The organism is Hymenobacter nivis (assembly GCF_003149515.1).
Lineage (GTDB): Bacteria > Bacteroidota > Bacteroidia > Cytophagales > Hymenobacteraceae > Hymenobacter > Hymenobacter nivis.
In genome coordinates, this window is record NZ_CP029145.1 from 830,025 (window position 1) to 853,263 (window position 23,239).

General features: G+C 63.4%; 22 protein-coding genes. 13 read left to right on the forward strand and 9 right to left on the reverse strand.

The features are described 5' to 3' along the window. Positions 1-31 precede the first annotated feature (31 nt). Together DDQ68_RS03485 and yihA are read right to left on the reverse strand one after the other, a co-directional pair. The gene (locus DDQ68_RS03485; RefSeq protein ID WP_109654878.1) at positions 32-481 is read right to left on the reverse strand and encodes an energy transducer TonB; all 450 of its coding nucleotides are present in this window, start codon (positions 479-481) and stop codon (positions 32-34) included. A gap of 89 nt (positions 482-570) precedes the next feature. Next, a complete protein-coding gene (gene yihA / locus DDQ68_RS03490) occupies positions 571-1,188 on the reverse strand; it encodes a ribosome biogenesis GTP-binding protein YihA/YsxC (RefSeq protein ID WP_109654880.1) in 618 nt (205 codons plus the stop codon). Positions 1,189-1,602: 414 nt separating this feature from the next. Between yihA and DDQ68_RS03495 the strand changes: the two genes are divergently transcribed. The 4 genes from DDQ68_RS03495 to DDQ68_RS03510 all read left to right on the forward strand — a co-directional run bounded on the left by DDQ68_RS03495 (position 1,603) and on the right by DDQ68_RS03510 (position 6,261). Continuing rightward, positions 1,603-3,843 carry an OmpA family protein gene (locus DDQ68_RS03495; RefSeq protein ID WP_109654882.1) on the forward strand — a complete coding sequence of 747 codons (2,241 nt, stop codon included), beginning with the start codon at positions 1,603-1,605 and terminating at the stop codon, positions 3,841-3,843. Positions 3,844-3,991: 148 nt separating this feature from the next. After that, the gene (gene ubiE, locus DDQ68_RS03500; protein ID WP_109654884.1) at positions 3,992-4,720 is read left to right on the forward strand and encodes a bifunctional demethylmenaquinone methyltransferase/2-methoxy-6-polyprenyl-1,4-benzoquinol methylase UbiE; all 729 of its coding nucleotides are present in this window, start codon (positions 3,992-3,994) and stop codon (positions 4,718-4,720) included. A 5-nt stretch (positions 4,721-4,725) separates the two neighbouring features. After that, entirely contained in the window at positions 4,726-5,472 is a 747-nt protein-coding gene (gene porT / locus DDQ68_RS03505) for a type IX secretion/gliding motility protein PorT/SprT (RefSeq protein WP_162549788.1), read from the forward strand. A 33-nt stretch (positions 5,473-5,505) separates the two neighbouring features. Then, positions 5,506-6,261, forward strand: coding sequence for an SDR family NAD(P)-dependent oxidoreductase (locus DDQ68_RS03510; protein WP_109654888.1), 756 nt, complete (start codon positions 5,506-5,508; stop codon positions 6,259-6,261). Here the strand turns inward: DDQ68_RS03510 and DDQ68_RS03515 are convergent. Both DDQ68_RS03515 and DDQ68_RS03520 read right to left on the reverse strand, forming a co-directional pair. Next, positions 6,258-6,920 carry an alpha/beta hydrolase gene (locus tag DDQ68_RS03515; RefSeq protein ID WP_109654890.1) on the reverse strand — a complete coding sequence of 221 codons (663 nt, stop codon included), beginning with the start codon at positions 6,918-6,920 and terminating at the stop codon, positions 6,258-6,260. The genes DDQ68_RS03510 and DDQ68_RS03515 overlap by 4 nt on opposite strands. 82 nt (positions 6,921-7,002) lie before the next feature. Continuing rightward, positions 7,003-7,500, reverse strand: coding sequence for a cytidine deaminase (locus DDQ68_RS03520; RefSeq protein ID WP_109654892.1), 498 nt, complete (start codon positions 7,498-7,500; stop codon positions 7,003-7,005). 75 nt (positions 7,501-7,575) lie between these two features. Between DDQ68_RS03520 and DDQ68_RS03525 the strand changes: the two genes are divergently transcribed. From DDQ68_RS03525 to DDQ68_RS03535, 3 genes are all read left to right on the forward strand, one after another. Then, positions 7,576-8,937: a saccharopine dehydrogenase family protein gene (locus DDQ68_RS03525; RefSeq protein ID WP_109654894.1), complete on the forward strand. Its 1,362-nt coding sequence runs from the start codon at positions 7,576-7,578 to the stop codon at positions 8,935-8,937. A 125-nt stretch (positions 8,938-9,062) separates the two neighbouring features. Beyond that, positions 9,063-10,130, forward strand: coding sequence for a hypothetical protein (locus tag DDQ68_RS03530; RefSeq protein ID WP_162549789.1), 1,068 nt, complete (start codon positions 9,063-9,065; stop codon positions 10,128-10,130). Between the two features lie 88 nt (positions 10,131-10,218). Continuing rightward, positions 10,219-10,911 (forward strand): ABC transporter ATP-binding protein, encoded by a 693-nt coding sequence (locus DDQ68_RS03535; protein ID WP_162549790.1) that lies wholly within the window; start codon positions 10,219-10,221, stop codon positions 10,909-10,911. A 14-nt stretch (positions 10,912-10,925) separates the two neighbouring features. Here the strand turns inward: DDQ68_RS03535 and DDQ68_RS03540 are convergent, their stop codons facing one another. From DDQ68_RS03540 to aroQ, 5 genes are all read right to left on the reverse strand, one after another. After that, positions 10,926-11,651 (reverse strand): tRNA1(Val) (adenine(37)-N6)-methyltransferase, encoded by a 726-nt coding sequence (locus DDQ68_RS03540; RefSeq protein ID WP_109654899.1) that lies wholly within the window; start codon positions 11,649-11,651, stop codon positions 10,926-10,928. A gap of 229 nt (positions 11,652-11,880) precedes the next feature. Then, positions 11,881-12,354, reverse strand: coding sequence for a ribonuclease H family protein (locus tag DDQ68_RS03545; RefSeq protein ID WP_109654901.1), 474 nt, complete (start codon positions 12,352-12,354; stop codon positions 11,881-11,883). A 131-nt stretch (positions 12,355-12,485) separates the two neighbouring features. Further along, entirely contained in the window at positions 12,486-13,046 is a 561-nt protein-coding gene (locus DDQ68_RS03550) for a MarC family protein (RefSeq protein WP_109654903.1), read from the reverse strand. Between the two features lie 166 nt (positions 13,047-13,212). Beyond that, positions 13,213-14,292: an aminotransferase class V-fold PLP-dependent enzyme gene (locus DDQ68_RS03555; protein ID WP_245897271.1), complete on the reverse strand. Its 1,080-nt coding sequence runs from the start codon at positions 14,290-14,292 to the stop codon at positions 13,213-13,215. A 128-nt stretch (positions 14,293-14,420) separates the two neighbouring features. Beyond that, on the reverse strand, positions 14,421-14,867 hold the full coding sequence (gene aroQ, locus DDQ68_RS03560; protein WP_109654907.1) for a type II 3-dehydroquinate dehydratase: 447 nt from the start codon (positions 14,865-14,867) through the stop codon (positions 14,421-14,423). Positions 14,868-15,046: 179 nt separating this feature from the next. On the opposite strand from aroQ, the gene xerD reads away from it, so the two are divergent. The 6 genes from xerD to DDQ68_RS03590 all read left to right on the forward strand — a co-directional run bounded on the left by xerD (position 15,047) and on the right by DDQ68_RS03590 (position 23,217). Next, complete coding sequence (gene xerD / locus DDQ68_RS03565) at positions 15,047-15,946, forward strand: site-specific tyrosine recombinase XerD (RefSeq protein ID WP_109654909.1); 900 nt, start codon at positions 15,047-15,049, stop codon at positions 15,944-15,946. A 72-nt stretch (positions 15,947-16,018) separates the two neighbouring features. Then, complete coding sequence (locus DDQ68_RS03570; protein WP_109654911.1) at positions 16,019-18,949, forward strand: FtsK/SpoIIIE family DNA translocase; 2,931 nt, start codon at positions 16,019-16,021, stop codon at positions 18,947-18,949. A gap of 131 nt (positions 18,950-19,080) precedes the next feature. After that, the gene (lolA1, locus tag DDQ68_RS03575; protein ID WP_109654913.1) at positions 19,081-19,728 is read left to right on the forward strand and encodes an outer membrane lipoprotein periplasmic chaperone LolA1; all 648 of its coding nucleotides are present in this window, start codon (positions 19,081-19,083) and stop codon (positions 19,726-19,728) included. A gap of 149 nt (positions 19,729-19,877) precedes the next feature. After that, positions 19,878-21,185, forward strand: a complete 1,308-nt coding sequence (locus DDQ68_RS03580; RefSeq protein ID WP_109654915.1) for a DUF2851 family protein — start codon at positions 19,878-19,880, stop codon at positions 21,183-21,185. Continuing rightward, positions 21,182-22,510 (forward strand): hypothetical protein, encoded by a 1,329-nt coding sequence (locus DDQ68_RS03585; RefSeq protein ID WP_109654917.1) that lies wholly within the window; start codon positions 21,182-21,184, stop codon positions 22,508-22,510. Before DDQ68_RS03580 ends, DDQ68_RS03585 begins: the two co-directional genes overlap by 4 nt. Positions 22,511-22,584: 74 nt before the next feature. Beyond that, the gene (locus DDQ68_RS03590; protein ID WP_109654918.1) at positions 22,585-23,217 is read left to right on the forward strand and encodes a NeuD/PglB/VioB family sugar acetyltransferase; all 633 of its coding nucleotides are present in this window, start codon (positions 22,585-22,587) and stop codon (positions 23,215-23,217) included. Positions 23,218-23,239 lie beyond the last annotated feature (22 nt).

Sequence of the window (23,239 nt, forward strand, 5' to 3'; positions counted from 1 at the left end):
AATAATTCATAATTTATAACTCATAATTAATTTATTCGGTGGTGTTAGAGCCTGTCACGCCGAGCTTGAAATCGATGGGCAGGCTGGTGAGGATGGGGTAAGCGGGTTTTTTAAATTTGAGCAGGCGCACCACGCGCAGGGCCTCGTCGCCGGTGCCGCCGCCCACTTGTTTCACCAGCTTCACGCCCGACATGGTGCCGTCGGGGTTCAGCGTGAAGCTCACGATGCAGCGGCCCTGGATGCGGTTGCGCTTGGCCAGCAGTGGGTACTTCAGCTCCTGGGCAATGAAGGCGTACAGGGCCTCCTGGCCCCCTTCGTAGTATTCGGCCACCGGAACTACGGCCCCCACGCGGCCCGTGCCAGCCCCGGCTTCGGGGGCCGCGTGGGCGGGCGGTGGGGTATTGGGCGGTGTGGTCTGGGCCGCCGCTGGCGCCGTAAGCAGCAGGCCCAGGGCCAGCAGCGAGAGCAAAGGTTTCAACATGGTATAAGTAGGAGCGAAATAAAATAAGGCCGTTGCGCAGGGCCCCCGCTTAGGGCCGGCCGGGGCCCTGCGCAAAAGCGGGGCCAAAGCTACGCACCCGGGGCAGCGGCGGCCAACTGCTGGTTCACCTCATCGATGAAACCCAGCAGCTCGTCGCGGCCCACCTTGGTGCTGGCCGAGGTGAGGAAATGCCGCGGCAGCTCGTCCCAGGTTTCGCTCATCTTGGCCAAATATGCGGCAATGAGTGTGCGCGTCTGGGACGCCGACTGCTTGTCGATCTTGGTGAACACCATCACAAACGGCACCCCCATCTCGCCCAGCTTTTCCATAAATTCCAAGTCGCTGGTCTGCGGGGGTAGGCGCGAATCGATGAGCACACACACGCAAGCCAGGTTTTCGCGGCGCTGCAAGTAGGCGTTGATCATCTTGTGCCACTCGGCCCGGGCGGTTTTGCTCACCTTGGCGTAGCCGTAGCCGGGCAAGTCAACCAAGTACCACTGCTCGTTGATGAGGAAGTGATTAATAAGCTGGGTTTTGCCGGGCGAGGCCGACGTTTTGGCCAGGCCCGCCCGGCTGGTCAGGGCGTTGATGAGCGACGACTTACCCACGTTGGAGCGCCCGATAAAGGCGTATTCTGGCCGGTCGGGGGGCGGGCACAGCTCCACGCGGGTGTTGCTCGTCAAAAACCGGGCGTCACGAATAATCATAGGCAGGAGCAAACAAAAAGGAATGCCGGCCCAAACACGGGGCATGCGCCGCAAAAATACACCCGCCAGCTTTTCAAATGCCACAAGATAAGGGATTGACTGAGCGCGTAATCACTTGCATTCATCTATATTTGTGCAGCTCCTTGGGCCATTTTGGTCTGCGGTGAATAGTTTGCTGGCTGGCGCTGCGCTATTTCCCCGCGGCTGCCCGGGGCCCCTGCGCTACCTTTGTGCTAGTGCGGGCCCAGTAAAGCGCCTTAGATTCTGTATTTCCCGCTATTCCGTACCAAACCCTGCGCTTTGATTTCAGTATAATGCGGAAATAGTTGCTATACTGTCCTGTTTTTCGCTGATTTTTGCCACGCCGCTACTCAACATCCCTTCGAAACTCTTTTTCTAACTCCTTCTTTTACAATGGATAAATTATCCAAACGGTTATTGCAGGCTTCCTGCGTCGTAGCTCTAAGTGTCGCCGCTACCCAGCCCGGCATGGCCCAAAGCACGGGTAAACTGCTAAAAACCGGTAACAAGTTTTTTGAGCAGGAAAACTACCGCGCTTCGATTCCTTATTACGAGCAGGTGCTGGCCAAAGACCCCAACAATGCCAAGGCGCTGTTCAACGCCGGTATTGCGTACCTCAGCTTCGATAAGGAAAAAGCCAGCGATTATATCTATAAGGCCCAGCGGCTTAAGCCCAAGGTTTCGAAAGACGTGGAGTATTGGCTCGGCCGCGTCGACCACCTGAATTATAATTTTGACGAAGCCATTGCCCACTACCAGTCGTATAACGCTACGCTCAAAGCCAAAAAGAGCAACGAGGTACGCCGGCAGGAAGTAGCGCAGCTAATCCAGCACTCGAAGAACGCCAAGGTGATCTTCAACTCACCCAAGGACATCTTCGTGAAGAACCTGGGCCCGAGCATCAACACGCAATACGCAGAGCACAGCCCAGTCATTTCGTCGGATGACAAAGTGTTGCTTTTTACCTCGCGGGGGCAATATACAGGTGCCGCTACCAACAAGAAGAAGCTGGCAGCCGATGGCGAATACTTTGAGGAAATTTATGAATCGCGCCGGATTGACGACGAGAACTGGGAAAAGCCCCGCTCACTGGGCCCAGCCCTTGTGACCAAAGGCCACGACGCTTCGATTCAGCTCTATGACAACGATTCGAAATTGCTGATGTATCGCGACGATGAAAACGGCGATATCTTCAGCTCAGACAAAGTAAGCGGCGAATGGACGGCTCCTAAGAAACTGAACAGTAACATCAACTCGAAGGCTTTCGAGTCGGATGCTTACATTACGCCCGATGGCAAAACGTTGTACTTCTCGACCGGCAAGTATTCGGAAGACGGTACACTTGACCTGTATTATTCGACCCGCGGCTCGGATGGTGACTGGGGGCCCGCCAAGTCGATGGGCGGCGCCATCAACACCAAGTACGATGACGACAGCCCGTACGTGAGCAAAGACGGCAAAACGCTCTACTTCTCGTCGCGCGGCCACAACACAATGGGTGGCTACGACATCTTTAAGAGCGCCTACGACAGCATTGGGCACAAATGGGGGGCCCCCGAGAACATGGGCTACCCCATTAACACTCCCGATGACGACAGTTACTACCGCCTGAGCCCCGACGGCTCGTATGCTTATCTAAGCAGCTACCGCATCGGTGGCTACGGTGAGAAGGACATTTACACCATCAACTACATCAAGAACGCCACTGTTAAAGGCAAAGTATTCGCCAAGGACAGCACCACGGTAATTCCAGGCGTGGAACTGGTCTTCAGCGGCAAGCAAGCCGATAATACGCCGCTGAGCTTCCGCGATGTAAGCAAGCCCGATGGCTCGTACCAAGTGGCCATGCTCTCGGGCCGCACCTACCAGGTGGCCGTGAGCAAGGACGGCAAGAACGTTGAAACCCAAGAGTTTGCCATTCCGGTTTCGACCAACGATTCGACCACTATCACCAAAAACTTCTACATCGCCTACATCGACACGTCGATGTCCAGCATGTATCCGTTCAGCAAAATTTACTTCGATACCGACAAGTACAAGCTGCGGCCGGAGTCGATTGTGGTGCTAAATGACATCGCCCAGAAACTGGTAGCTACCCCGGGCCTGAACATTCAGGTGGAGGGCCATTGTGACTCGCGCAACACGGACGAGTACAACATGGTGCTCGGCCAGAACCGCGCCAACGCTGCCAAGAAGTACCTGGTTACCAAAGGCGTGGCCGATACCCGCCTGACCACGGTGAGCTACGGCGAGCGTCGCCCGGCGGCCCCGAACGATTCGCCGGAGAACATGCAGCTTAACCGCCGCGACGAATTCCGCGTGGTGCTGAAGGAAGGCGAAACCATGCCGACGGCGACTTCCCCGCGCCCCGCCCCGGCCGCTGGTGCGCCAGTGGGGGCCCCCATGGCGCCTCCTGCTGCCCCGCAGCTACCGCTGCCCGGTAAGAGCAAAGCCAAGATGGCCGATGGCACTAAGGTGAAAACCAAGGTGGACGAGAATTCGGATAAGGTGAAAATCAAGACCAAAGGCCCGGCCGGTGAGAAATCAAAGACCGTATCCAAGAATGGCGAGGTGAACTCGAAAGCCAAGGATGCTACTGGCGCCAAGGACAAAGTGAAGATTAAGCCGGACTAGTAACCGGTAGCGTTGCCTTGAGCGGGCCGGGCGTTATGTCCGGTCCGCTTTTTTTATGATTGGCCACCAGCGGGGCCCTAAACAAAACCCAGGCCCAGCCGTTGGAACAACACAATTTCTCGCTTTTTCGCCGTTCTTTGCATCACCCATGGCCGTTGTCCCCTACAAAGAAGATTCTGCCGACAAGAAGTCGCAGGTAGCCACGATGTTCGATAGCATCGCGGGCAAGTACGACTTCCTCAACCACTTCCTGAGCGCGGGCACCGACATTTACTGGCGCCGTAAGGCGGTGGATGAGTTGAAGGCGCTGCGCCCGGCCCGCATCCTGGACATTGCCACTGGTACGGCTGACTTTGCCATTGAAACCCTGCGGGCCGCCGCGCCCGACGCGCACGTAACAGGCGTGGATATTTCAGAAGGAATGCTGGACGTGGGCCGCCGCAAGTTGGCCGAGAAGCACTTGGGCCACCGCATTCAGCTAGAACTCGGCGATTCGGAGAATCTGCCTTTTGCCGACGGCTCGTTTGACGCCGTAACGGCCTCGTTTGGGGTGCGCAACTTTGCGCATCTGGAGGTGGGCCTGGCCGAGATGCGCCGGGTGCTGCGCCCCGGTGGCAAGCTCGTGATTCTGGAGTTCAGCAAGCCCACGGCGTTTCCGCTCAAGCAAGCTTATAATTTTTACTTTCGCCGGGTGCTGCCCGTGTTTGGGAAACTGATTTCCAAGGACCGGGCCGCGTACACGTACCTGCCCGAATCGGTGCAGGCCTTTCCCGACGGCTCCGACTTTCTGGCCATCCTGGCCCGGGTCGGCTTTAAAAACCCCGCATGGCAACCCCTTACCTTCGGCATCAGCTCCATTTATACCGCCCACAACTGAGCCGATTGCTGGCCCTGGCCTTGCTGCTGGTCCTGCCATTTCTGGGCCAGGCGCAGCAGCGGCTGCGGCCGGCCAAGGCCAGCCGCAGCCGGGGGGGCAACTTAAAAGGCGTGACGGTGGACAATTTATCGAACTACGACGACCGGTGGTTTCACCCGGGATTATACTTCGCACCGGGTTTCTCGCGGTTCTTTATCGAGCAGTCGGCCACGTACATTCAGCGGCAAACGATAACGGCTAATTCGATCATCAGCCCCGATTTTGGGGTGGGCATCATTGGCGATGTGCGGCTGGGCAAAGCGGGTTCGCCGTTCATTCTGAGGTTTGCTCCGGGCGTGAATTTCCGCACCCGGCGGGTCGAGTTTGGGGCCCACGGCGGCACGCCGCCCGACTCCACATTTACCCAGGAGGTTAGCTCGACGGTGGTGGATTTTCCCTTGTTGCTGAAGTACCAATCGAAGCGCCGGGGCAATACCCGGGTGTACATGATTGCCGGCGTGAAGCCAAGCGTGAGTGTGACCACACGCCGCAGTGACTTGCTGCGCAACCAAGTGCAGGTGAGCGACAACGACCTGACCCTGGAATATGGCGTGGGGCTGGACTTGTTCTACCCGCTGTTCAAGTTTGCACCGGAGCTGCGGTTTTCCTACGGCCTGCGCAACCTGCTCGTCAACCGGCCTGATGTGTACAGCCAGAGCTTGCAAAGCCTGCGCACCAGCACGGTGACCTTGTACCTAAACATTCAGAACTAAGCGGCGCACAAGCAGCTTATTATCAACGATCACATGGTAAAAACAGCATTTGTAACGGGGGCCTCGTCCGGCATTGGGCGCGCCACAGCAGTGGCCCTGGCCGGGGCCGGCTTCCAACTGGTGGTGACGGGCCGGCGGCGTGAGCGCCTCGATGAGCTAGCGGCGGCGGTGGCCCCTACGCCGGTACACATTCTGACGTTTGACGTGCGCGACCGCGACGCCACCACGGCCGCCGTGATTGGGCTGCCACTCGAATTTGCAGCCATCGACGTGCTGGTGAATAACGCCGGGGGGGCCCACGGTCTCAACCCCATCCAGGACGGTGACCCGCACGACTGGGACGTCATGCTCGACGCCAACGTGCGTGGCTTGCTGAACGTGACCCACGCCGTACTGCCCGGCCTGACGGCCCGCAAAACCGGCTTTATCATCAACATCGGCTCCATTGCCGGGCGCGAAGCCTATGCCAACGGCAACGTGTACTGCGCCAGCAAAGCGGCGGTGAGCATGCTCACTAAAACCATGCGGCTCGACTTGCTGCCTTTCGGCATCCGGGTGGCAGAGGTGGCCCCCGGCGCGGTGGAAACGGAGTTTTCGGAAGTGCGCTTTAAGGGTGATGCTGAGCGCGCGGCCAAAGTATACGACGGCTTCGAGCCGCTGCGGGCCGAAGATGTGGCCGATGTGGTGGTGTTCATGGCAACGCGCCCGGCCCACGTTAACGTGGCCGACGTGCTGCTGCTGCCCGCGGCCCAGGGCGCGGCGGCAACAATATTTCGGCAGCCGAGCTAACTGACTTCGGCCTGGCCCAGCTGGGCAATGATCTCCTGGTTCAGGGCGTGCCCGCCGTCGAAGGTGCGCACCGCAAGTAGGGCCCCCAGCTGCTGCAAGTGCGCTTGCTGTTGCGCAACGGCAGCTGGGGTCAGGTATTCGTCGTGGTTGCCCACTACAAGGGTGATGGGCAAGCCCCGGACCAGCTGCCCGGTCGCTTCTGGGTCGGTGTCGGGCGGAAACGTGCCGGCCCACAGCACCAAACGCGCCGGCCGGAACGGGGCCTGCACTAGCCAGCGGCCCGCAGTGGCCGTGCCCTGCGAAAAGCCCAGTACCGTAACCGGCACGCCGGCTGGGCAGCGGCCCAGCACGTGGCCGGCCAGTTGGTTGAGGAAGCCAATTTGGTCGTCAATTTCGTGTTGGCGGTCGTCGCGGGTCATCCAGCTGGCTCCCACGCGGCCGTTGTGGCCGTGCAGGTAGAAGCGCGACAAGCCTTCGGGGGCCACCACCACCAAGCTAGGATCGGCCGCCGCCCAGGCAGCAAAGTGCCGGATGAAGTACGCTGCCAGCTGCCCGTAGCCGTGGCACACAAACCATACCCGCCGCGTGGCGGCCGAGGGCGTGCCCAGCTGGTGGTAGCGGGCTGTGCGCGGCACAACCAAGTGGTGTTCAGTAGACATGAACTAAAGGAATAGTTGGCAGTTATGTGTTGTCAGTAAATGCACAGGCCACTGACTGAAAACTATACTGCGCAGTGGGGGCCTACGCGCTGGGCAGGTCGTCGGCCAGGAAGGTAAACGGCATCAAATCGATCAGCGCGGCGAAGCGCAGGATGCTGCCGCGGCGGCTGGGCAGCAGCAGCGAAATGGGCTGGCCCTGCCGCGCTTCGTACTCAATCATCACCTGGCGGCAGGCCCCACAGGGCATGGCAGGGCCAAAGCCGCCAGCTGCGGGCCGGGCCGCCACGGCCATGCCCACGATGGGCGCGTGGCCCGGTTGGGCGGCGGCCAGCCCAAACAAAGCGGTGCGTTCGGCGCAGAGGCCTGAGGGGTACGCGGCGTTTTCCTGGTTGGTGCCTTGGAAAATGGTGCCGTCGGCCAGGAGCAGGGCGGCCCCCACGCAGAAGTGCGAGTATGGCGCGTAGGCGTGGGCAGTAGCGGCGCGGGCGGCGTCCCACACCAAAAGCTCGGTGGGGGAGAGGTCGGCGGTAGCGTCGAGTTCGTCGTAGGCCAGGGCAAGCTGGCAGGAAGTGCGGGCCATGTAGAAATTAAAATGGGGCGACGAAGGTAGGCGTTGCGCCGTGGTTGGCCGCCGGGCCCGTGTACATTTGCCCGTATGACGACAACCCGCTTGCTGTTGCTCGGGGCCGGCCGTTCCGCCGCCTCGCTCATTGAGTACCTGCTGCGCCACGCGCCCACCGAAGGCTGGTTCCTGACCGTGGCCGACGCCAACCCATCCCACTTGGCCCCCGTGCTGGCCGCCCACTCGCAGTATGCCCGCGCCGTGCCCTTCGACGCGGCCGACGCCAGGGTCCTGGATGCCCGCGTGGCCGAGGCCGACGTGGTGGTTTCTATGCTGCCGGCCGCACTGCACCCGGCCGTGGCCCGAGCCTGCCTGCGCCACGGCCGCCACTTGGCCACGGCCAGCTACGTGGGCCCCGAAATTCAGGCCCTGCACGCCGAAGCGGAAGCTGCCGGACTAGTGTTTCTGATGGAGTGCGGCCTCGACCCCGGCCTCGACCACATGTCGGCCGTGCGGGCCCTGGCTGATATTCGGGTGCGGGGCGGGCGGGTCACGTCCTTCAAATCGTACTGCGGGGGCCTGCTAGCCCCGGCCGCGGAGGCCGACAACCCCTGGAAATACAAGTTCACCTGGAACCCGCGCAACGTGGTACTGGCCGGCCAGGGCGGTCCCGCCCGCTACCTCGACCGCGGCCACCCGCGCTTTATCCCGTATCAGCACCTGTTTGCGCGGGCCGAGCCCGTGGCCGTGCCTGGCCACGGCGACTTCGAGGGCTACGCTAACCGCGACTCGCTCGGCTACCGGGGCCCCTACGGCTTGGCCGACGTGCCCACGGTACTGCGCGGCACCCTGCGCCGCCCAGGCTACTGCGCCGCCTGGCAAGCCTTGGTCAGCCTGGGCCTCACCGATGATAGCACCCGCCTCGGCAACGCCGAAACCATGAGTTGGGCCGCGCTGGTGGAGGCCTTTTTGCCCGTGGCTAAGGTGCCCGGCTTGCCGCTGCCGCTGCGCGTGGCCTATTACCTGGGCCTGGCCCCCGAGGGCGAAGAAATGGGCCGCCTGAACTGGCTGGGCCTGTTTTCCGACCAGCACCCCGTGGGCCATGCCGATGCCACGCCCGCCCAACTCCTCGAACGCCTGCTGGCCCATAAGTGGCAGCTGGGGCCCCACGACTGCGACCTCGTGGTGATGCAGCACGTGTTCGAGTATGAGCTGGCCGGCCGGGCACACCGCCGCACCTCGTCGCTGGTGGTGACGGGCGCCGACGCTACCCGCACCGCCATGGCCCAAACCGTGGGCCTGCCCCTGGGCATGGCCGTGCGGCGGCTGGCCCGGGGCGAAGTGCCGCAGCGCGGCGTCGTCATCCCCGTCGTGCCCGAGCTGTACGGGCCCATCCTGGACGAGCTGGCGGCCGACTACGGCATTGCGTTTCAGGAGGAGGAAGCGGGGGAATAGTTGTCAGTAGCGTATTGTCTGCTTTCAGTCAATAGTTTATCAATAAACCATTGACTGATAAACTATTGATTGCTAATTGATAATGAGCAACTGGCAACCATTTTGCGTTTGAACGACCGTTTAAAATGACTACAAATCGCCCTGCCCTAGCGCCCCCTGCGCCCCTTGCGGCATACCTGTGCCTGCGGGCCCGCACGGTGGGGCGGCAGTTGCGCGAGGTGGGTTGGGTGCGGTGGGCGCTGCTGCTGCCGTTTCTGTTGGCCTTGGCCGTCCAGGTGCTGCGAACGGCCACCCCGCACCCATGGGGGCGCTGGGCGCTGCCCATAGGCTGGGCCCTGTTCGTAGTGCTGCCCCTGCACCGCCAGCGGCCCGACTGGCGCTTCCTGGCTGCTGCCGCGCCGGCGTTCCGGCCGTGGCTGGCCGCCGAGTACGCCCTGCTGACCGTGCCGCTGGTAGTGGGCATGGCGGCGCTGGGAGCCCCCGGGCCGGCCGCGCTGGCGTTGGGGCTGGCGGCGGCCGTAGCCGCGGCGGGCCCGGCCCAGGAGATTTTTTCGGCGCAGGCGCGGCGGCGCAGCTGGTTTCGCAGCGCGGCGTTTGAGTGGGTGAGCGGGCTGCGGGCGGGCCGCGTAGTCTGGGCCTGGCCGGTGCTGCTGGCCGGCGCGGGGTGGTGGCGGGCTACACCGGTGGGGCCGGTGGCCGCGCTGGCCGCCTGGCTGCTGGTGGTGGCCAGCTGCTATGGCACCCCCGAACCGGCCCCGATGCTGCTGCTGGGGGCCCGCACGCCGGGGCAGTGGCTGCGGCAGCGCCTGGGGTGGGGCCTGGGCTACACCTTGCTCACCGCCATACCTTTTCTGGGGCTGATGGCCGTGGGGCCGGCTGGCCCGGTGGGGGCCCTGGTGGCGGGTGCGGCCGGCCTGGGGCTGGTGGCGCTGATGATTTTTGCCAAGTACGCTTTCTACCCAAGTGGCTTCCAGATTCGCTTTTCGCAGGGCCTACTGGGCCTCTGCTTGCTGTACCCGTGGCTGCTGCCGCTAGTGGCGGCGGTGTTGCCCTGGCAGAGCCACCGCCGCTTGCGCGACGTGCTGGGGGCTCAGTTAAAAGCTGAAAAAATGCCAAACCAGGTGGCACTTATTGGGCGTCCTGAAGAAAGCAGTGCTACTGCTTCGTTGTACGATGGGGTTGGTCAGCGGTAGGGAGGCGCCGGCTGCGCGGACGCCAGATGAGCACGAGCGCCTGTCCGGCCGGGAGCTTCAACAGTTTTTACCTTTTAACTGAATTTCCGTGCTCGAAATTATTGACCTGCGCCAAGCCTACGGCCGCCACGAGGTGCTGCAGGGCGTGAACTTAACCTTGCGGCCGGGCATCATCCATGGGTTAGTGGGGGCAAACGGCGCGGGTAAAACCACGCTTATCAACTGCCTCTACGGACTGGAAAACGGCTTTACGGGCATCGTGCGGGGCCCCGGCGGCCGGCCCGTGCGGGCTTGCACGGGGCTGGTGCCCTACGAGCCGTTTTTCTACCCCCGCCTCACGGGGCGCGAGTACCTGGAGTTTTGCGTGCAGGCGCGGGGCGGGCCGGCCCGCGACTTTGCCGGCTGGAACCGTGTGCTGGAACTGCCCCTCGACCAGTATGCCGACGAATATTCGGCCGGGATGCGCAAAAAGCTGGCCCTGCTGGCCGTGCTGGCCCAGGATTTTGCCTACCTCATCCTCGACGAGCCCTTCAACGGCCTCGACCTGGAAGCCAACCTGCTGCTGAAGGAAATTTTGCGGCGGCTGCGCGACCGGGGTACGGGCATCCTGCTCACCTCGCACATCCTGGGGGCCCTTACCGAAACGGCCGACGAGATTTCGGTGCTGGTGGGCGGGCGGGTGCAGCGCCGCTATACTGCCGCCGAGTTTGGGGCCCTGGAAGCCGACCTGCTCGACGCCCTGCACCGCGAAAAGCTGGGCCTGCTCGACGCGCTGGTGTAAGCCGCAACAGCCTGCTAAAGTGCCAGGTAAAACCCCGCCAGTAGCGCCTGAAACGCGGCCGAATAAGCTGCGTCGTCATCGGCTGGGTGGATGGCTAGTTCCTGCTCCACCGGGGGCCCCGGGGCCCGCCCGAATGCCACGACGTGGCGCAACACGCGGCTATCGGGCCGGTGGCGCAGTGCCAGCCGCGTGGCTGGGTGCAGGCCCACGGCCGCCGCATCCGCGCTGAACTGCGCCATTTCGGGCACGGGCAGTAGCAAGGTGAGGCGGCCGCCGGGGGCCAGAAAGTCAGCGGCGAAGCGGCTGATTTCGGCGAAAGTGAGCGATTCGGGCGCGGCGTGGCGGGCGGTAGTGCGGGCGGCATTGGGCGAGCGCAGGGCCCTCTGAAAAAACGGCGGGTTGCACACGATATGGCTAAAAGACGCAGGCCCCGCGGCGGCGTAGGCCGCTAGGCTGAGCGCGTGCATTTGGATGCGGGGCCCCCAAGGGCAGGCGGCTGCGTTGGCGGCGGCCTGCGCGGCGGCTGCGGGGTCAAGCTCCACGGCTTCGATGGCGACCGTGGGGTGGCGCTGGGCGGCCATGAGGGCCAGCAGGCCGGTGCCGGTGCCCACGTCCAGTAGGCGGGTGGCGCCGGCTAGGTCCACGGCCGCGCCGAGCACGCAGGCGTCGGTGCTCACCTTCATGGCGCACGCCGCCTGCTCGATGCGAAACTGCTGGAACTGGAAGTAATCGTTGGGCACTGGAAACGATAATTGGGATGCCAGTTGCCGGGCCAATTGTGCAGGCCGTAGTTTAGCGCGCAGCGCGTAACTACTGAATGGTCAGTGCCTTGAGTTTATAGCTCACGGCCGCGCAGCGGACAGGCGGGTTGTGTAAACAGGCTGTTCTATGTCGCGAGTTACAAACTCGCCCCGTTGGCCGGCCAGTAGTTACGCGCTACGCGCTAAACTGCGGCCAGCGCCGCAGCGGCTACAGCAGCGAAGTTGCGGCCCGGGCCCGCTCGAAACCTTCGTCTATGAGCAGGCCTTTGCCGAGGGCACTTTGCACGGCCAGCACGTCGCAGCGCTCGTTTTCGGCGTGGCCGGCGTGGCCTTTTATCCAGCGGAACGACACTTTGCGCTGGCGGTACACGGCCAGGAAGCGGCGCCACAAATCGGGGTTAGCCTTCTTGCCGAAGTCGGGTTTTTTCTCCCAGCCAAACACCCATTTTTTCTCCACGGCATCGACTACGTACTTCGAATCGGACACGACGAGCACCGGAATGTCGGGGCGCGTCACGGCTTCCAGGCCCACAATCACGGCCAACAGTTCCATGCGGTTGTTGGTGGTGCGGCGGTAGCCCTGGGCCAATTCTTTTTCGTAGGGGCCGTAGCGCAGGATGGCGCCGTAGCCGCCGGGCCCCGGGTTGCCACGGGCCGAGCCGTCGGTGAAGAGGGTAATCAAATTAAAAAAATGTGATAAATGTGACGGATGTGGAAAATATGGAAAATTGTGCTAATTGCGAGGAGCTAAAACGATTTTTACCGCTCCACATTCGAGCGCGTCTTCACATTTAGCCACATTCCTACATTTGATTAAAAGTTGGCTTTAAAGAGCTTGATGGCGATGGCCAGCAGGATGACGCCGAACACGCGGCGCAGCACATCTTCGCCGGCTCTGCCGAGCTGGCGCTCAATCCAGGGGCTGGTCTTGAGCACGGCGTAGACGAACACCAGGTTTAGGCCAATGCCGGCCAGGATGTTGGGCAGGGCGTAGGCGGCGCGCAGCGAGAGCAGCGTGGTCATGGTACCAGCGCCCACGATCATGGGAAACGCCAGCGGCACGATAGAGCCCGTACGGGCCGTCATGTCGGATTTGAACAGCTCGATGCCGAGAATCATCTCCATGCCGATGAGGAAGATGATGACAGCCCCGGCCAGGGCAAAGCTCTCGTTATCAACCCCGAACAGGTGCAGAATGCTCTGGCCCAGAAACAGGAACGTCACCATCAGCCCGCCCGCCACCACCGTGGCCAGCTCGGCCTTGATTTCGCCCTCGCGCTGCCGAATCTGAATGATGATCGGCACCGAGCCGATGATGTCGATGATGGCGAACAGGGTGAGCGTGACGGAGAAGATTTGCTGGAAGTTGAACATGGGGCAGGAAAATGTGGCAAGCGCGGGGCGGGCTGTCGGCTTTTTGCCGGCTGCCCGCTAATCGTTGCGGGAAATTGCGGAATCGTTGCAAAAAGCAGCTGGGGCCCCTAATTGCTCCCGGCGATTACCGGGCTGCCGGCAAAAAGCCGGCAGCCCGGGCGGGGCCCTAGGCGGCCACATATTCCTTTACAAAAAACTGCACCAGAGCCTCCATTGCGGCGTCGGATACGGCCGGGAAGTTGGCGATGCGAATGGAGGTGTTTTTCAGGGGCCCGTAGCCGCTGCCCAGCGTGAGGCCGGCTTCGAGGGCCTTGCGCTTGATTTCCTCGATGAGCGCGGGCTCGCCTTGCAGGCCGATGACGGTGGTGGAGCGGGCGTCGTGGTTGGCGATGAGCGGCTGCAAGGGCGTGGCCTGCTCGAAGAAGTCGTAGAGCTTCTGGGCACGGTCGGCCAGGTGCTGGGCCACGGCCTTAATGGGCTCGCGGTCGGCCATCACGCGGCTCAACAGGTAAATGCCCAGCACGTTGGGCGTGTAGTTGGTCTGGTGGTTGAGCATGTTGCTCAGGGCGGCGGGCAGGCCGTTGTAGTGGGCGCGGTCGTTCACCTCCTTGGCCCTGGCCACGGCGCGGGGCGAGAGGATGAGCACGCCCAGGCCGGCGGGCAGCCCGAAGCACTTCTGCACCGAGCCGAACCACACATCGGCCTTGATGAACTTGAGGTTGAGGCCGGCCAGCGAGCTGGTGGCGTCCACGGCCAGCAGGGCCCCGCCGAGGCGATTATAAAGCTGGAGGATGTGGGTTTCGCGGATTTGGGTGGCCGTGCTGGTTTCGTTCTGGGTGAGGCACACCAGGTCGGTATCCTCGCCTACGAAGGGCAGGGCCCCCATGTCGGGCACCTCTTCGAGGCCAAACTGCACGTCGGTGGTTCCGGGCCGCAGGGCCCGGGCGTAGTCGAACCACTTCTTGCCAAACTCGCCGTTGTAGAGGTGGAAGCTGCGGCGCGGCGTAAGGCCCTGGGCCAGGATTTCCCAGCACTCGGTGGCCGAGCCGGTGAACAGCACCGTGTAGTCCTGCGGAATGTTGAGCTTGAGCTTGAGGTCCGTTACAGCCTGGCGCACCAGGCTCGTGAACCGCTCACCGCGGTGCGGGGCCGAAAGCCAGCCCTCGTCGTAGGCGTCTTGCAGGTATTGCCGCACGGCGGGGTACACGGCCGCGGGGCCAACGTTGAACGTGAATTGCTGAGGCACGGGAAGGGTCGGGTAAGGTCGGAGGGATGGAATGGGGCCCAGCGCGCCGCCCGGCGCCGTTCGCCCCGCAAAGGTCGGGCGCGGGGCCCTCATCTAACCCGAATCTTTTGGGGATGTTGCCCGGGGCCCTACCGCCCGAAACCTACACGTTTGGGCCGCTGGCTGGTAAACCACTGCACGGCCAGCCGGTAGCTTTCGAGGCCGAAGCCGGCGATGCTGCCCGCGCAGTGCTTGGCGATGAGGCTTTTGTGGCGAAATTCTTCGCGGGCGGCGATATTGCTCAGGTGCACTTCCACCACGGGCGTGGCAATGCCGGCCACGGCGTCGCCGAGGGCCACGCTGGTGTGGGTGAAGCCGCCGGCGTTCAGCACGATGCCGTGGTGGGTGAAGCCGACCTCGTGCAATTTGTCGATGAGGGCCCCCTCGTGGTTGCTCTGGAAGTGCGTCAGCGTATGGTCGGGAAAGGCTTCCACCAGCTCCGGGAAAAAGTCGTCGAACGAGCGGCTACCGTAGATGCCGGGCTCGCGCCGACCTAACAAGTTAAGGTTGGGGCCGTTGATAATGAGAAGATCCATATTTGAAGAGCGAAATAGCGAGGGATTACAGCCCAAAGAACGTCATGCTGAACGCAGTGAAGCATCGCTAATACAGCACTAACCAAATCGGGCACCGAAACGGGAGAGATGCTTCGGCCGTGCGGACGCAAGATGGCATGACGTTCTTTGGGCCTTTCCTTCTCCCTATACTTGAAAACATGACCTGGCCCCAGGCCCTCCGGCAATTCCAGGGCTACCTGCAGCTCGAAAAATCCCTCTCGCCCAACTCGGTGGAGGCCTACGTGCGCGACGCCACCAAGCTGCACCAGTTTCTGGTGGGGGAGGGGGTGCCCGCCCGCCCCGAGCAGGTGACGACGCGGCTGCTGCGCGACTTCCTCAATACCCTCACTGGCCTTGGGCTGGGGGCCACTTCGCAGGCGCGCACGCTCTCGGGGCTGAAGGCATTCTTCAGCTTCATGATCATGGAGGACCTCATCAGGCTTGACCCCACCGATACGCTGGAGGCCCCCAAAACCGGCCGCCACCTGCCCGACGCCCTCAGCTACCCCGAAATCGAAACCCTGCTCGGGGCCATTGATTTGAGCACCGACGAGGGCCTGCGCACTCGTGCCGTGCTGGAGGTATTGTACTCCTCGGGCCTGCGCGTGAGCGAGTTGTGCGAGCTGAAGCTCTCGAATATTGCCGCCGAGCAGGGCTTTATGAAGGTGCTGGGCAAGGGTAACAAGGAGCGCCTGGTACCCGTGGGCCGCGAGGCCCTCAAGCAACTCAACTTTTACCTGCGCGGGGTGCGCGGCCACCTCGACATCAAGCCCGGGGCCGAAGACCACGCCTTCCTAAGCCAGCGGGGGCGGCCACTCTCTCGCATCACCGTCTTCACCACGCTCAAGAAGCTGGCCGAGCAGGCGGGGCTGCGCAAAACCATCAGCCCGCACACGCTGCGCCACTCCTTCGCCACCCACCTCATCGAGGGCGGGGCCGACCTGCGCGCGGTGCAGGAAATGCTGGGCCACGCCAGCATTACGACCACCGAAATCTACACCCACCTCGACCGCGACTACCTGCGGCAGGTCATTACCGAGTTTCACCCGCGCAGCTGAGAGGGCCCCACGGGCCCCTAGCGGCCCACTGGTCCGCTGTGCGTAAATTTGGCTTTTCCGCTGCCTCCCCGCATGGCTGATAACCGCTATAAGAACCCCCCGCCGGACGCTTCCGCCAACCGCCCCGCCGAGGGCCGGCCGGCCGCCGCGCCGCGCGCCAACGCCCCCCGGCCCGCCGCCGAGCCGGCCCCCGTGCCTGCGCCCCGTCCGCCGCGCCCCACCGCCACCAACCAGCCCAAGGCCGCTAAAGCGGCTACCCAGGCCCAGGCCGCCCGCGCCCCGCGGGGCCCCCGTGGCCCCATACCCGGCGTGGTTGGCTTAAAGACGCTGCTGCGCGACCGGCGCTTTCACCTGTTCATCGGGTTTGGCCTGCTGCTGGGCAGCTTGTACCTCACCATCGCCTTCACGTCGTTCCTGTTCACGGGCCACGCCGACCAGAGCGTGGTGGCGGCTATGGGTACCATCCCCACGAAAGAAGCGGGGCAGGAATCGAATAACTGGCTGGGGCTGCTGGGGGCCTGGGCGGCGCAACTATTTATTTATAAGTTGTTTGGGGTAGCGGCGTTTGTCCTTATCCCCATCGTGTTTTTCCTAGGCTACAAAATCGTGTTCCGCACCGCCACCGGCTCGGTGAGCTACGTGCTGGCGCTGGGCCTCTTCACGATGGCCTGGCTGAGTATCCTGCTCGGTTACGTGGTGGTGGCGCTGGGGGCCCCCGCACCGGGCGCCGATCCGGCCCTGGCCCACCGGCTCGACTTTTTGTGCGGCGGCGTGGGCTTCGAAGCAGCCTCCTGGCTGAGCAGCCTCATCGGCTGGGGCACCGTGTTGCTGCTGGCCTTCGTGCTGATTTCGTTCGTGGTGTTTTTCTTTAACATCACCACGTTGCCGTTCAGTTTTGGTCGCTCGGCCGCCCAGGCTGAAGCCGATGAAGACGCCGAGCTGACCGCCGAAATCGAAGCCGAGGAAGCCGCCAACGCCCGCCCGGCCGCCGCGCCCAAGCCCGCACCCCGGGCCCCCGCGCCGCTGGCCCCGGCCTTCGCCGCGGAGGGAATTGAAGACGAATACGCAACCGATGGGGCCCCCGCCACGGTCGAGTTTGAGCCCGCGCCGCAGCCCAGCCCCGGCCTCGCCCTGAGCGTGGCCGGCCCGCTGGCTGCCTCGGCCGTGGCGCTGGTCGTAGCTCCGGCCGCCGCTGCTAGTGGCGCGGCAGTACCGTTGGCAGTGAGCGGCCCCTTGTTCACTGTGGAGATGCCGGCGCCCGAGCCCGAAGTGGCGTTTGTGGCACCCGTGGCCACGGTACCCACGCCGCTTTCGCTGGCCGACTTGGCCGACGGGCCCCTGGTAAAACCGGCGGCGGGGCCCCTGGGCGTAGAAAATAAGAAGCTGGAAATCACGGTGCCGAGCCGCGACGACTTGGACCCCAATGCCGGGGCCGCCATCGCGGCGGTGGCCGACGAAAGCGAGGACGAGGACGCCATGCCGGACGTGAACTACGACCCGACGCTGGACCTTTCGCGCTACCAGTACCCCACCCTGGAGCTGCTCAACGACTACGGCCAGCCCAAAGCCCAGGTGACCAAGGAGGAGCTGGAGGCCAACAAGGACCGCATCGTGGAGACGCTCGGGCACTACGGCATCGCCATCGCCAGCATCAAGGCTACGATTGGGCCCACGGTGACCTTGTATGAGATCGTGCCCGAGGCGGGGGTACGCATCAGCAAAATTAAGAGCCTGGAGGACGACATCGCCCTGAGCCTGGCCGCGCTAGGCATCCGCATCATCGCCCCAATTCCGGGCAAGGGCACCATCGGCATCGAGGTACCGAACGCTAAGAAAGAAATGGTGAGCATCCGCTCGGTGCTGGGCTCGGAGAAGTTCGCCCGCACGGAGATGGACCTGCCCATCGCCTTCGGCCGCACCATCACCAACGAGGTATTCGTGGCCGATTTGGCCAAGATGCCGCACTTGCTAATGGCCGGGGCCACGGGCCAGGGCAAGTCGGTGGGCCTGAACGTGATTCTGGCCTCGCTGCTCTACAAGCGCCACCCGGCGCAGCTCAAGTTTGTGCTGGTGGACCCCAAGAAGGTGGAGCTGAGCATCTTCAACAAGATCGAGCGCCACTACCTGGCCAAGCTGCCCGACTCGGAGGAGCCCATCATCACGGATACCAAGAAGGTGGTGCACACGCTCAACTCGCTGTGCATGGAAATGGACCGGCGCTACGACTTACTCAAGGAAGCGGGCTGCCGTAACCTGAAGGAGTACAACGCCAAGTTTGTGCTGCGCAAGCTTAACCCGAAGAAGGGCCACCGCTACCTGCCCTTCATCGTGCTCGTCATCGACGAGTTGGCCGACCTGATGATGACGGCCGGTAAGGAGGTGGAAACGCCCATCGCCCGCCTCGCCCAGCTGGCCCGCGCCATCGGCATCCACCTCATCGTGGCCACCCAGCGCCCCTCGGTGAACGTGATTACGGGCATTATCAAGGCCAACTTCCCCTGCCGGATTTCCTTCAAGGTGACCAGCAAAATCGACTCGCGCACCATCCTCGACACCGGCGGCGCCGACCAGCTCATCGGCCAGGGCGACATGCTGTTTTCGGCCGGCTCAGACATTATTCGGGTGCAGTGCGCCTTCATCGACACGCCGGAGGTGGACCGCGTGTGCGATTTCATCAGCGAGCAGCAGGGCTACTCCGATGCCTACCTGCTGCCCGAAGTGGCCGGCGCCGAGGGCGACGACGGCAGCGGCCAGGACGCCGGCGATCCCACCGAGCGCGACACCATGTTTGAGGAAGCCGCCCGTTGCATCGTGCTGCACCAGCAGGGTTCCACCAGCCTGCTCCAGCGCAAGCTCAAGCTGGGCTACAACCGCGCCGGCCGCCTCATCGACCAGCTCCAGCACGCGGGCATCGTGGGGCCCTTCGAGGGCAGCAAGGCCCGGGATGTGCTCGTGCCCGACGAGTACCAACTGGAGCAACTGCTGAATTCTATGCCTCGGTAGGGCCCCCAGGGCTCTTGCAACGGTCGGTCAGCACAGTTTTTCTCCAGAAAAGCTATTCTGGCCGACCTTTTGATGAGGGGCTGCGTATCAGGTCCTGCGGGGCCCCAACGCCCTCTTTTCTATTTATTTATATGACGACCAAATCGTTTTTGCTGCTGACATTGGCTGCCACGCTGGCCCTGCCCGCTGCGGCTCAACAAGACCCCAAAGCCGGCAAAATCCTCGACGCTATGAGCGCCAAGTACCAGGCCCTGAACGCCTTCGGTGCCAACTTCACCCAGACGCTGGAGAATCCTTCGGCTAAAGTGAAGCAGAACATGAGCGGCGACATCCTGGTGAGCGGCAAGAAGTTTCACCTGAAGATGAACGGCCAGGAAGTCATTAACGACGGCAAAACCACTTGGACCTACCTCAAAAACGAGAACGAGGTAAACATCGCCGACGCCGATGCCGACAGCCAGGATATGTCGCCCTCGCAGATTTATACCATGTATAAGAAGGGTTATAAATACGCCTACGTGCAGCAAGCTCAGGACGGCGGCGAGGCCGTGGACGTGATTGAGTTGACCCCGGAAAATCGCACCAACGAAGTAATCAAAGTACGCCTGAAAGTGCGCAAGAAAGACCAGACCGTGAAAAGCTGGCAGATGTACAAGAAGAACGGTAACCAATACACGTTCAACATTAAGAACTTCAAACCCAACCCACCCATCACGGCTAGCACCTTCGCCTTCGACAAAGCTGAGCATAAGGGCGTGAAAGTGGTGGACCTGCGGTAGGTTAGTTGTCAGTTATTCGTTGTCCGTTGTTAGCTCAACGACCTGCGGCGGCCTGCTTCGAAAGAGGCGGGTCGCTTTCATTTATGGACGAAACAAGCCGCGTTTTTCTTAACAACACACAACGGGCAACTGACAACTAATTTTGCCTCATGCGCGAAGATTTCCTCCACTACGTTTGGCAGCACCAGTACTTCGATAAGACCGATTTGCGCACGGCGGGCGGCGAGGAAATCCTGGTATTAAAACCCGGGCACCGCAACGCCGACGCGGGCCCCGACTTCCTGAACGCCCGCCTGCGCCTGGGCGATGTAGAGTGGAACGGCGCAGTAGAAATCCATTTAAAAGCCTCTGATTGGCAGCGGCATAACCACCAGGTGGACGCTAAGTATGACCAGGTGGTGCTGCACGTGGTGCACACCCACGACGCCGAAGTGGCCCGCACCAACGGCAGCCGCATTCCGGCGCTGGCCCTGGGGCCCCGGCTGGGCCCCGAGCTACTGGCCCGCTACCAGGCCCTGGCCAACGCCCCGGCGGCGGCGCCGCTGCCCTGCGCCCCGCTGCTGGGGCAGGTGCCCGAAATCATCAAAATCATGATGGCCGAGCGGGCTCTGCTGGAGCGCATGGAAGCCAAGGCCGACGCCGTGGCTGCGTTGCACGAGCGCCTGGGCCACGACTGGGAGGCGACGGCCTACCACGCCTTGATGGCCGCGTTCGGTTTCCAGAAAAACAGCGAGCCGCTGGCCCGCCTCGCTAAGGCCGTGCCGCTGGCCGTGCTGCGCCGCCACCGCCACGACCAGCGCCAGGTGGAGGCATTGCTGTTTGGCCAGGCCGGTTTTCTGGTGGAAAACGACGAGACGGCGGCCGATGCCTATATCCAGGGGTTGCGGCAGGAACACGAGTTTCTGCGCCATAAATACGACCTGGGGGCCCCCGCCCTGGCCGTGCACGAGTGGAACTACCTGCGCCTGCGGCCCGCCAATTTCCCGCCCGTGCGCCTGGGCCAGCTGGCCGGCCTGCTGCACGCCCGCCCCGCGCTGTTCGACGCCTTGCTGACGGCCCAGAGCGTGGCGGCGCTGGCCGAGTTTTTTAGGGCCCCGGCGCCGGCCTACTGGCGGGCGCACTTCCGCCCTGGTCGGCCGGGCAAGGTGCCCGATTTGGGCAAGAGTAGTATTGATTTGCTGATTACCAACGTAGTGGTGCCCCTGCGCGTGGCCTATGCCCGCTCGGTGGGCCAGCCCGCGCTGGTCGAAAGCAGCGTGGCCCTGCTCACGGAGCTGCCCGCCGAGCATAACCAGTTTACCGACGTGTATGGGGCCCTGGGCTTCGGCCACCGCACCGCGGCCGACTCGCAGGGCCTGCTAGCGCTGCACAAAAGCTACTGCGCGCCGCGCCGCTGCCTGCACTGCGCCATCGGCAGCCGCCTGGTGCAGGGCCCCCAGTTGCGCGCCACCCGATGAAGCTGGCGCTGGCGCTTGTGCTGAACGCGGCCTTGCTGGCCGTGCTGCTGCCGTGGCTGCGCTGCGAGTGGCGCAGCCTGGGCGCGGCTTGGCGGGCAGCATTGGTGGCGGGGTTGGCGGGACGCCTGCTGGTGGGGGCCCTGCGCGACGCCCGCCCCGTGAACGACGGGGCTTATGTGCAGCACCTGAGCGAACTACTCACTGCCCAGCTGTGGCACGATCCCGCCAGCGGCCTCCGCTCGCTGACGGGCGAGGTGGTGCAATTTGCTGGCGAGCGGGTGGTGTACTACGGCATGTCGAACACGCTGTTTCTGGCCAAGGTGCTGGCCCTGTTGAACTTGGCTTCGTTGGTAAATCCTTGGCTCAATGCGGTGTACTTGAGTTTATTCAGCTTTATGGGGTGCTGGCAACTGGCGCGCACGCTGGCCGAAAGGCTGCCGGCTACGCCGGCTGGTGCCGGACTAGTGGGGCTGGTGCTGTGGCCTTCGGTGGCGTACTGGGCCGCCGGCCTAAACAAAGAAGCCATCCTATTGGGCAGTAGTGCCTGGCTATTAGCGTTGGCGATCAATAAGTTGTACGCCGAGGTGAGGGCAGCCCCGCGCCCGTGGTGGTGGGGCCCGGCCGCGGCTGGCCTGGCGCTGCTGTGTTTTAAGATGCGCTATTTTTTCGCGGTGCCGCTGCTGGGCGGGCTGCTGGGGCTGGCAGTCGTGCAAGGGCTGCGGCGGCACGGCTGGGCACAGAGGCGCGGCGCCCAGGTACTGGTGCTGGTGGCCCTGCTGGTGGCGGGCGCGGCGGTGGCCCCCGAGGTCAGCGTAGCATTTCGGCTCAATAAGTTTACGAGCCAGGTGCTGCGCATCTACGACCACGACTTGCTGGTGTCTGCCGGCCGGCCCCACTTCGCCTACGCCGACCTGCGGCCCACGGCGGCAAGCTTTCTGGCCCACACCCCGCAGGCCATCTGGAACACCCTTACCCGGCCCTGGCTAGGCGAGTCGGCCGAGCCGCAGTACGTGGCCGCGGGACTGGAAAATGCCCTACTGCTAGCGCTGGGGGCCCTGGCTTTGACGGCTTTGGTACGGGGCCGCCCCGGGCGCCTGCCGTTTGCCTTGGCCGTGGTGCTGCTGGGCTACTGCCTGCTGCTGGCCGCGCTCATGGGCCTGAGCACGCCCAATTTGGGTACGCTCGGCCGCTACCGCAGCGCGATGCTTTCCCTTTGGGTGCTGCTGCTGTTGCAGAACGACTACGCCGCTGCGGCCCTGCGCCGCCTGGGCCTGGGGGCCCCAGCGGGGCCGGCCCCGGCCCCATTCTCAGGCCCGGGGGCGTAACTTTGCGCTTTGCAACGGCGAGACCAAGCCCGGGTTTGGGTTGTTCTTGCCGCTTACTTCGCTCAACGCTATTCATGGAAAACCCCGTTATCATCCTCGGCGCGCAAGCCGTGGGCACGGCCGCCCTCGACGCCTTTCTCTCCAACGACCTGGTGGTGTACTGCCTACTCGACGACGACCCCAAACTGCAAAAAAGTGAGCTGCTGGAAGTGCCCGTGATGGGCGCTACCGACGACGCCGAGCTGCTGAAGCTGCTGGGCAAAAAGTGCGAAGTATTCGTGGCCACCGACGACGCGGCCAGCCGCCGCAGCCTCACCCAAATGCTGCGCCAGGAGTACGAGGCCGTGCCCGTGAACGCCATTCACCAGCGGGCCAGCGTATCGGCCCACGCCACGCTGGGCCACGGCAACTACGTGGGGCCCAACGCTGTGGTGGCCGCCCTGGCCACGCTCGGCAACGGCTGCCTCATCAACGGTAACGCCGTGGTGGAGGCCCGCGCCACGGTGGGCGACTACGCCCAGCTCGGCAGCGGGGCCCTGATCGGGGCCGGGGTTACGGTGGGCGAGCTGGCCTTCGTGGGGGCCGGCGCCGTGGTGGTGGCCGGCGTTACCATCGGCGAGAAGGCCCGCATCGGGGCCGGCTCGGTGGTAGTGGCCAACGTGCCCAAGGGCCAAACCGTGTTCGGCAACCCGGCGGTAAAAGTCTGATTTCGACCGTGGGCCTTTGCTT

What these genes read in the sequence shown, in the direction of transcription:
- DDQ68_RS03495 (WP_109654882.1), top strand. Translation starts at nt 1,603, where the DNA reads ATGGATAAATTATCCAAACGGTTATTGCAGGCTTCCTGCGTCGTAGCT.
- DDQ68_RS03510 (WP_109654888.1), top strand. Translation starts at nt 5,506, where the DNA reads ATGGTAAAAACAGCATTTGTAACGGGGGCCTCGTCCGGCATTGGGCGC.
- lolA1 (WP_109654913.1), top strand. Translation starts at nt 19,081, where the DNA reads ATGACGACCAAATCGTTTTTGCTGCTGACATTGGCTGCCACGCTGGCC.
- aroQ (WP_109654907.1), bottom strand. Translation starts at nt 14,867, where the DNA reads ATGGATCTTCTCATTATCAACGGCCCCAACCTTAACTTGTTAGGTCGG.
- DDQ68_RS03515 (WP_109654890.1), bottom strand. Translation starts at nt 6,920, where the DNA reads ATGTCTACTGAACACCACTTGGTTGTGCCGCGCACAGCCCGCTACCAC.
- DDQ68_RS03550 (WP_109654903.1), bottom strand. Translation starts at nt 13,046, where the DNA reads ATGTTCAACTTCCAGCAAATCTTCTCCGTCACGCTCACCCTGTTCGCC.
- ubiE (WP_109654884.1), top strand. Translation starts at nt 3,992, where the DNA reads ATGGCCGTTGTCCCCTACAAAGAAGATTCTGCCGACAAGAAGTCGCAG.
- DDQ68_RS03585 (WP_109654917.1), top strand. Translation starts at nt 21,182, where the DNA reads ATGAAGCTGGCGCTGGCGCTTGTGCTGAACGCGGCCTTGCTGGCCGTG.
- DDQ68_RS03485 (WP_109654878.1), bottom strand. Translation starts at nt 481, where the DNA reads ATGTTGAAACCTTTGCTCTCGCTGCTGGCCCTGGGCCTGCTGCTTACG.
- DDQ68_RS03580 (WP_109654915.1), top strand. Translation starts at nt 19,878, where the DNA reads ATGCGCGAAGATTTCCTCCACTACGTTTGGCAGCACCAGTACTTCGAT.
- xerD (WP_109654909.1), top strand. Translation starts at nt 15,047, where the DNA reads ATGACCTGGCCCCAGGCCCTCCGGCAATTCCAGGGCTACCTGCAGCTC.
- DDQ68_RS03525 (WP_109654894.1), top strand. Translation starts at nt 7,576, where the DNA reads ATGACGACAACCCGCTTGCTGTTGCTCGGGGCCGGCCGTTCCGCCGCC.
- DDQ68_RS03520 (WP_109654892.1), bottom strand. Translation starts at nt 7,500, where the DNA reads ATGGCCCGCACTTCCTGCCAGCTTGCCCTGGCCTACGACGAACTCGAC.
- DDQ68_RS03590 (WP_109654918.1), top strand. Translation starts at nt 22,585, where the DNA reads ATGGAAAACCCCGTTATCATCCTCGGCGCGCAAGCCGTGGGCACGGCC.
- DDQ68_RS03570 (WP_109654911.1), top strand. Translation starts at nt 16,019, where the DNA reads ATGGCTGATAACCGCTATAAGAACCCCCCGCCGGACGCTTCCGCCAAC.
- yihA (WP_109654880.1), bottom strand. Translation starts at nt 1,188, where the DNA reads ATGATTATTCGTGACGCCCGGTTTTTGACGAGCAACACCCGCGTGGAG.
- DDQ68_RS03530 (WP_162549789.1), top strand. Translation starts at nt 9,063, where the DNA reads ATGACTACAAATCGCCCTGCCCTAGCGCCCCCTGCGCCCCTTGCGGCA.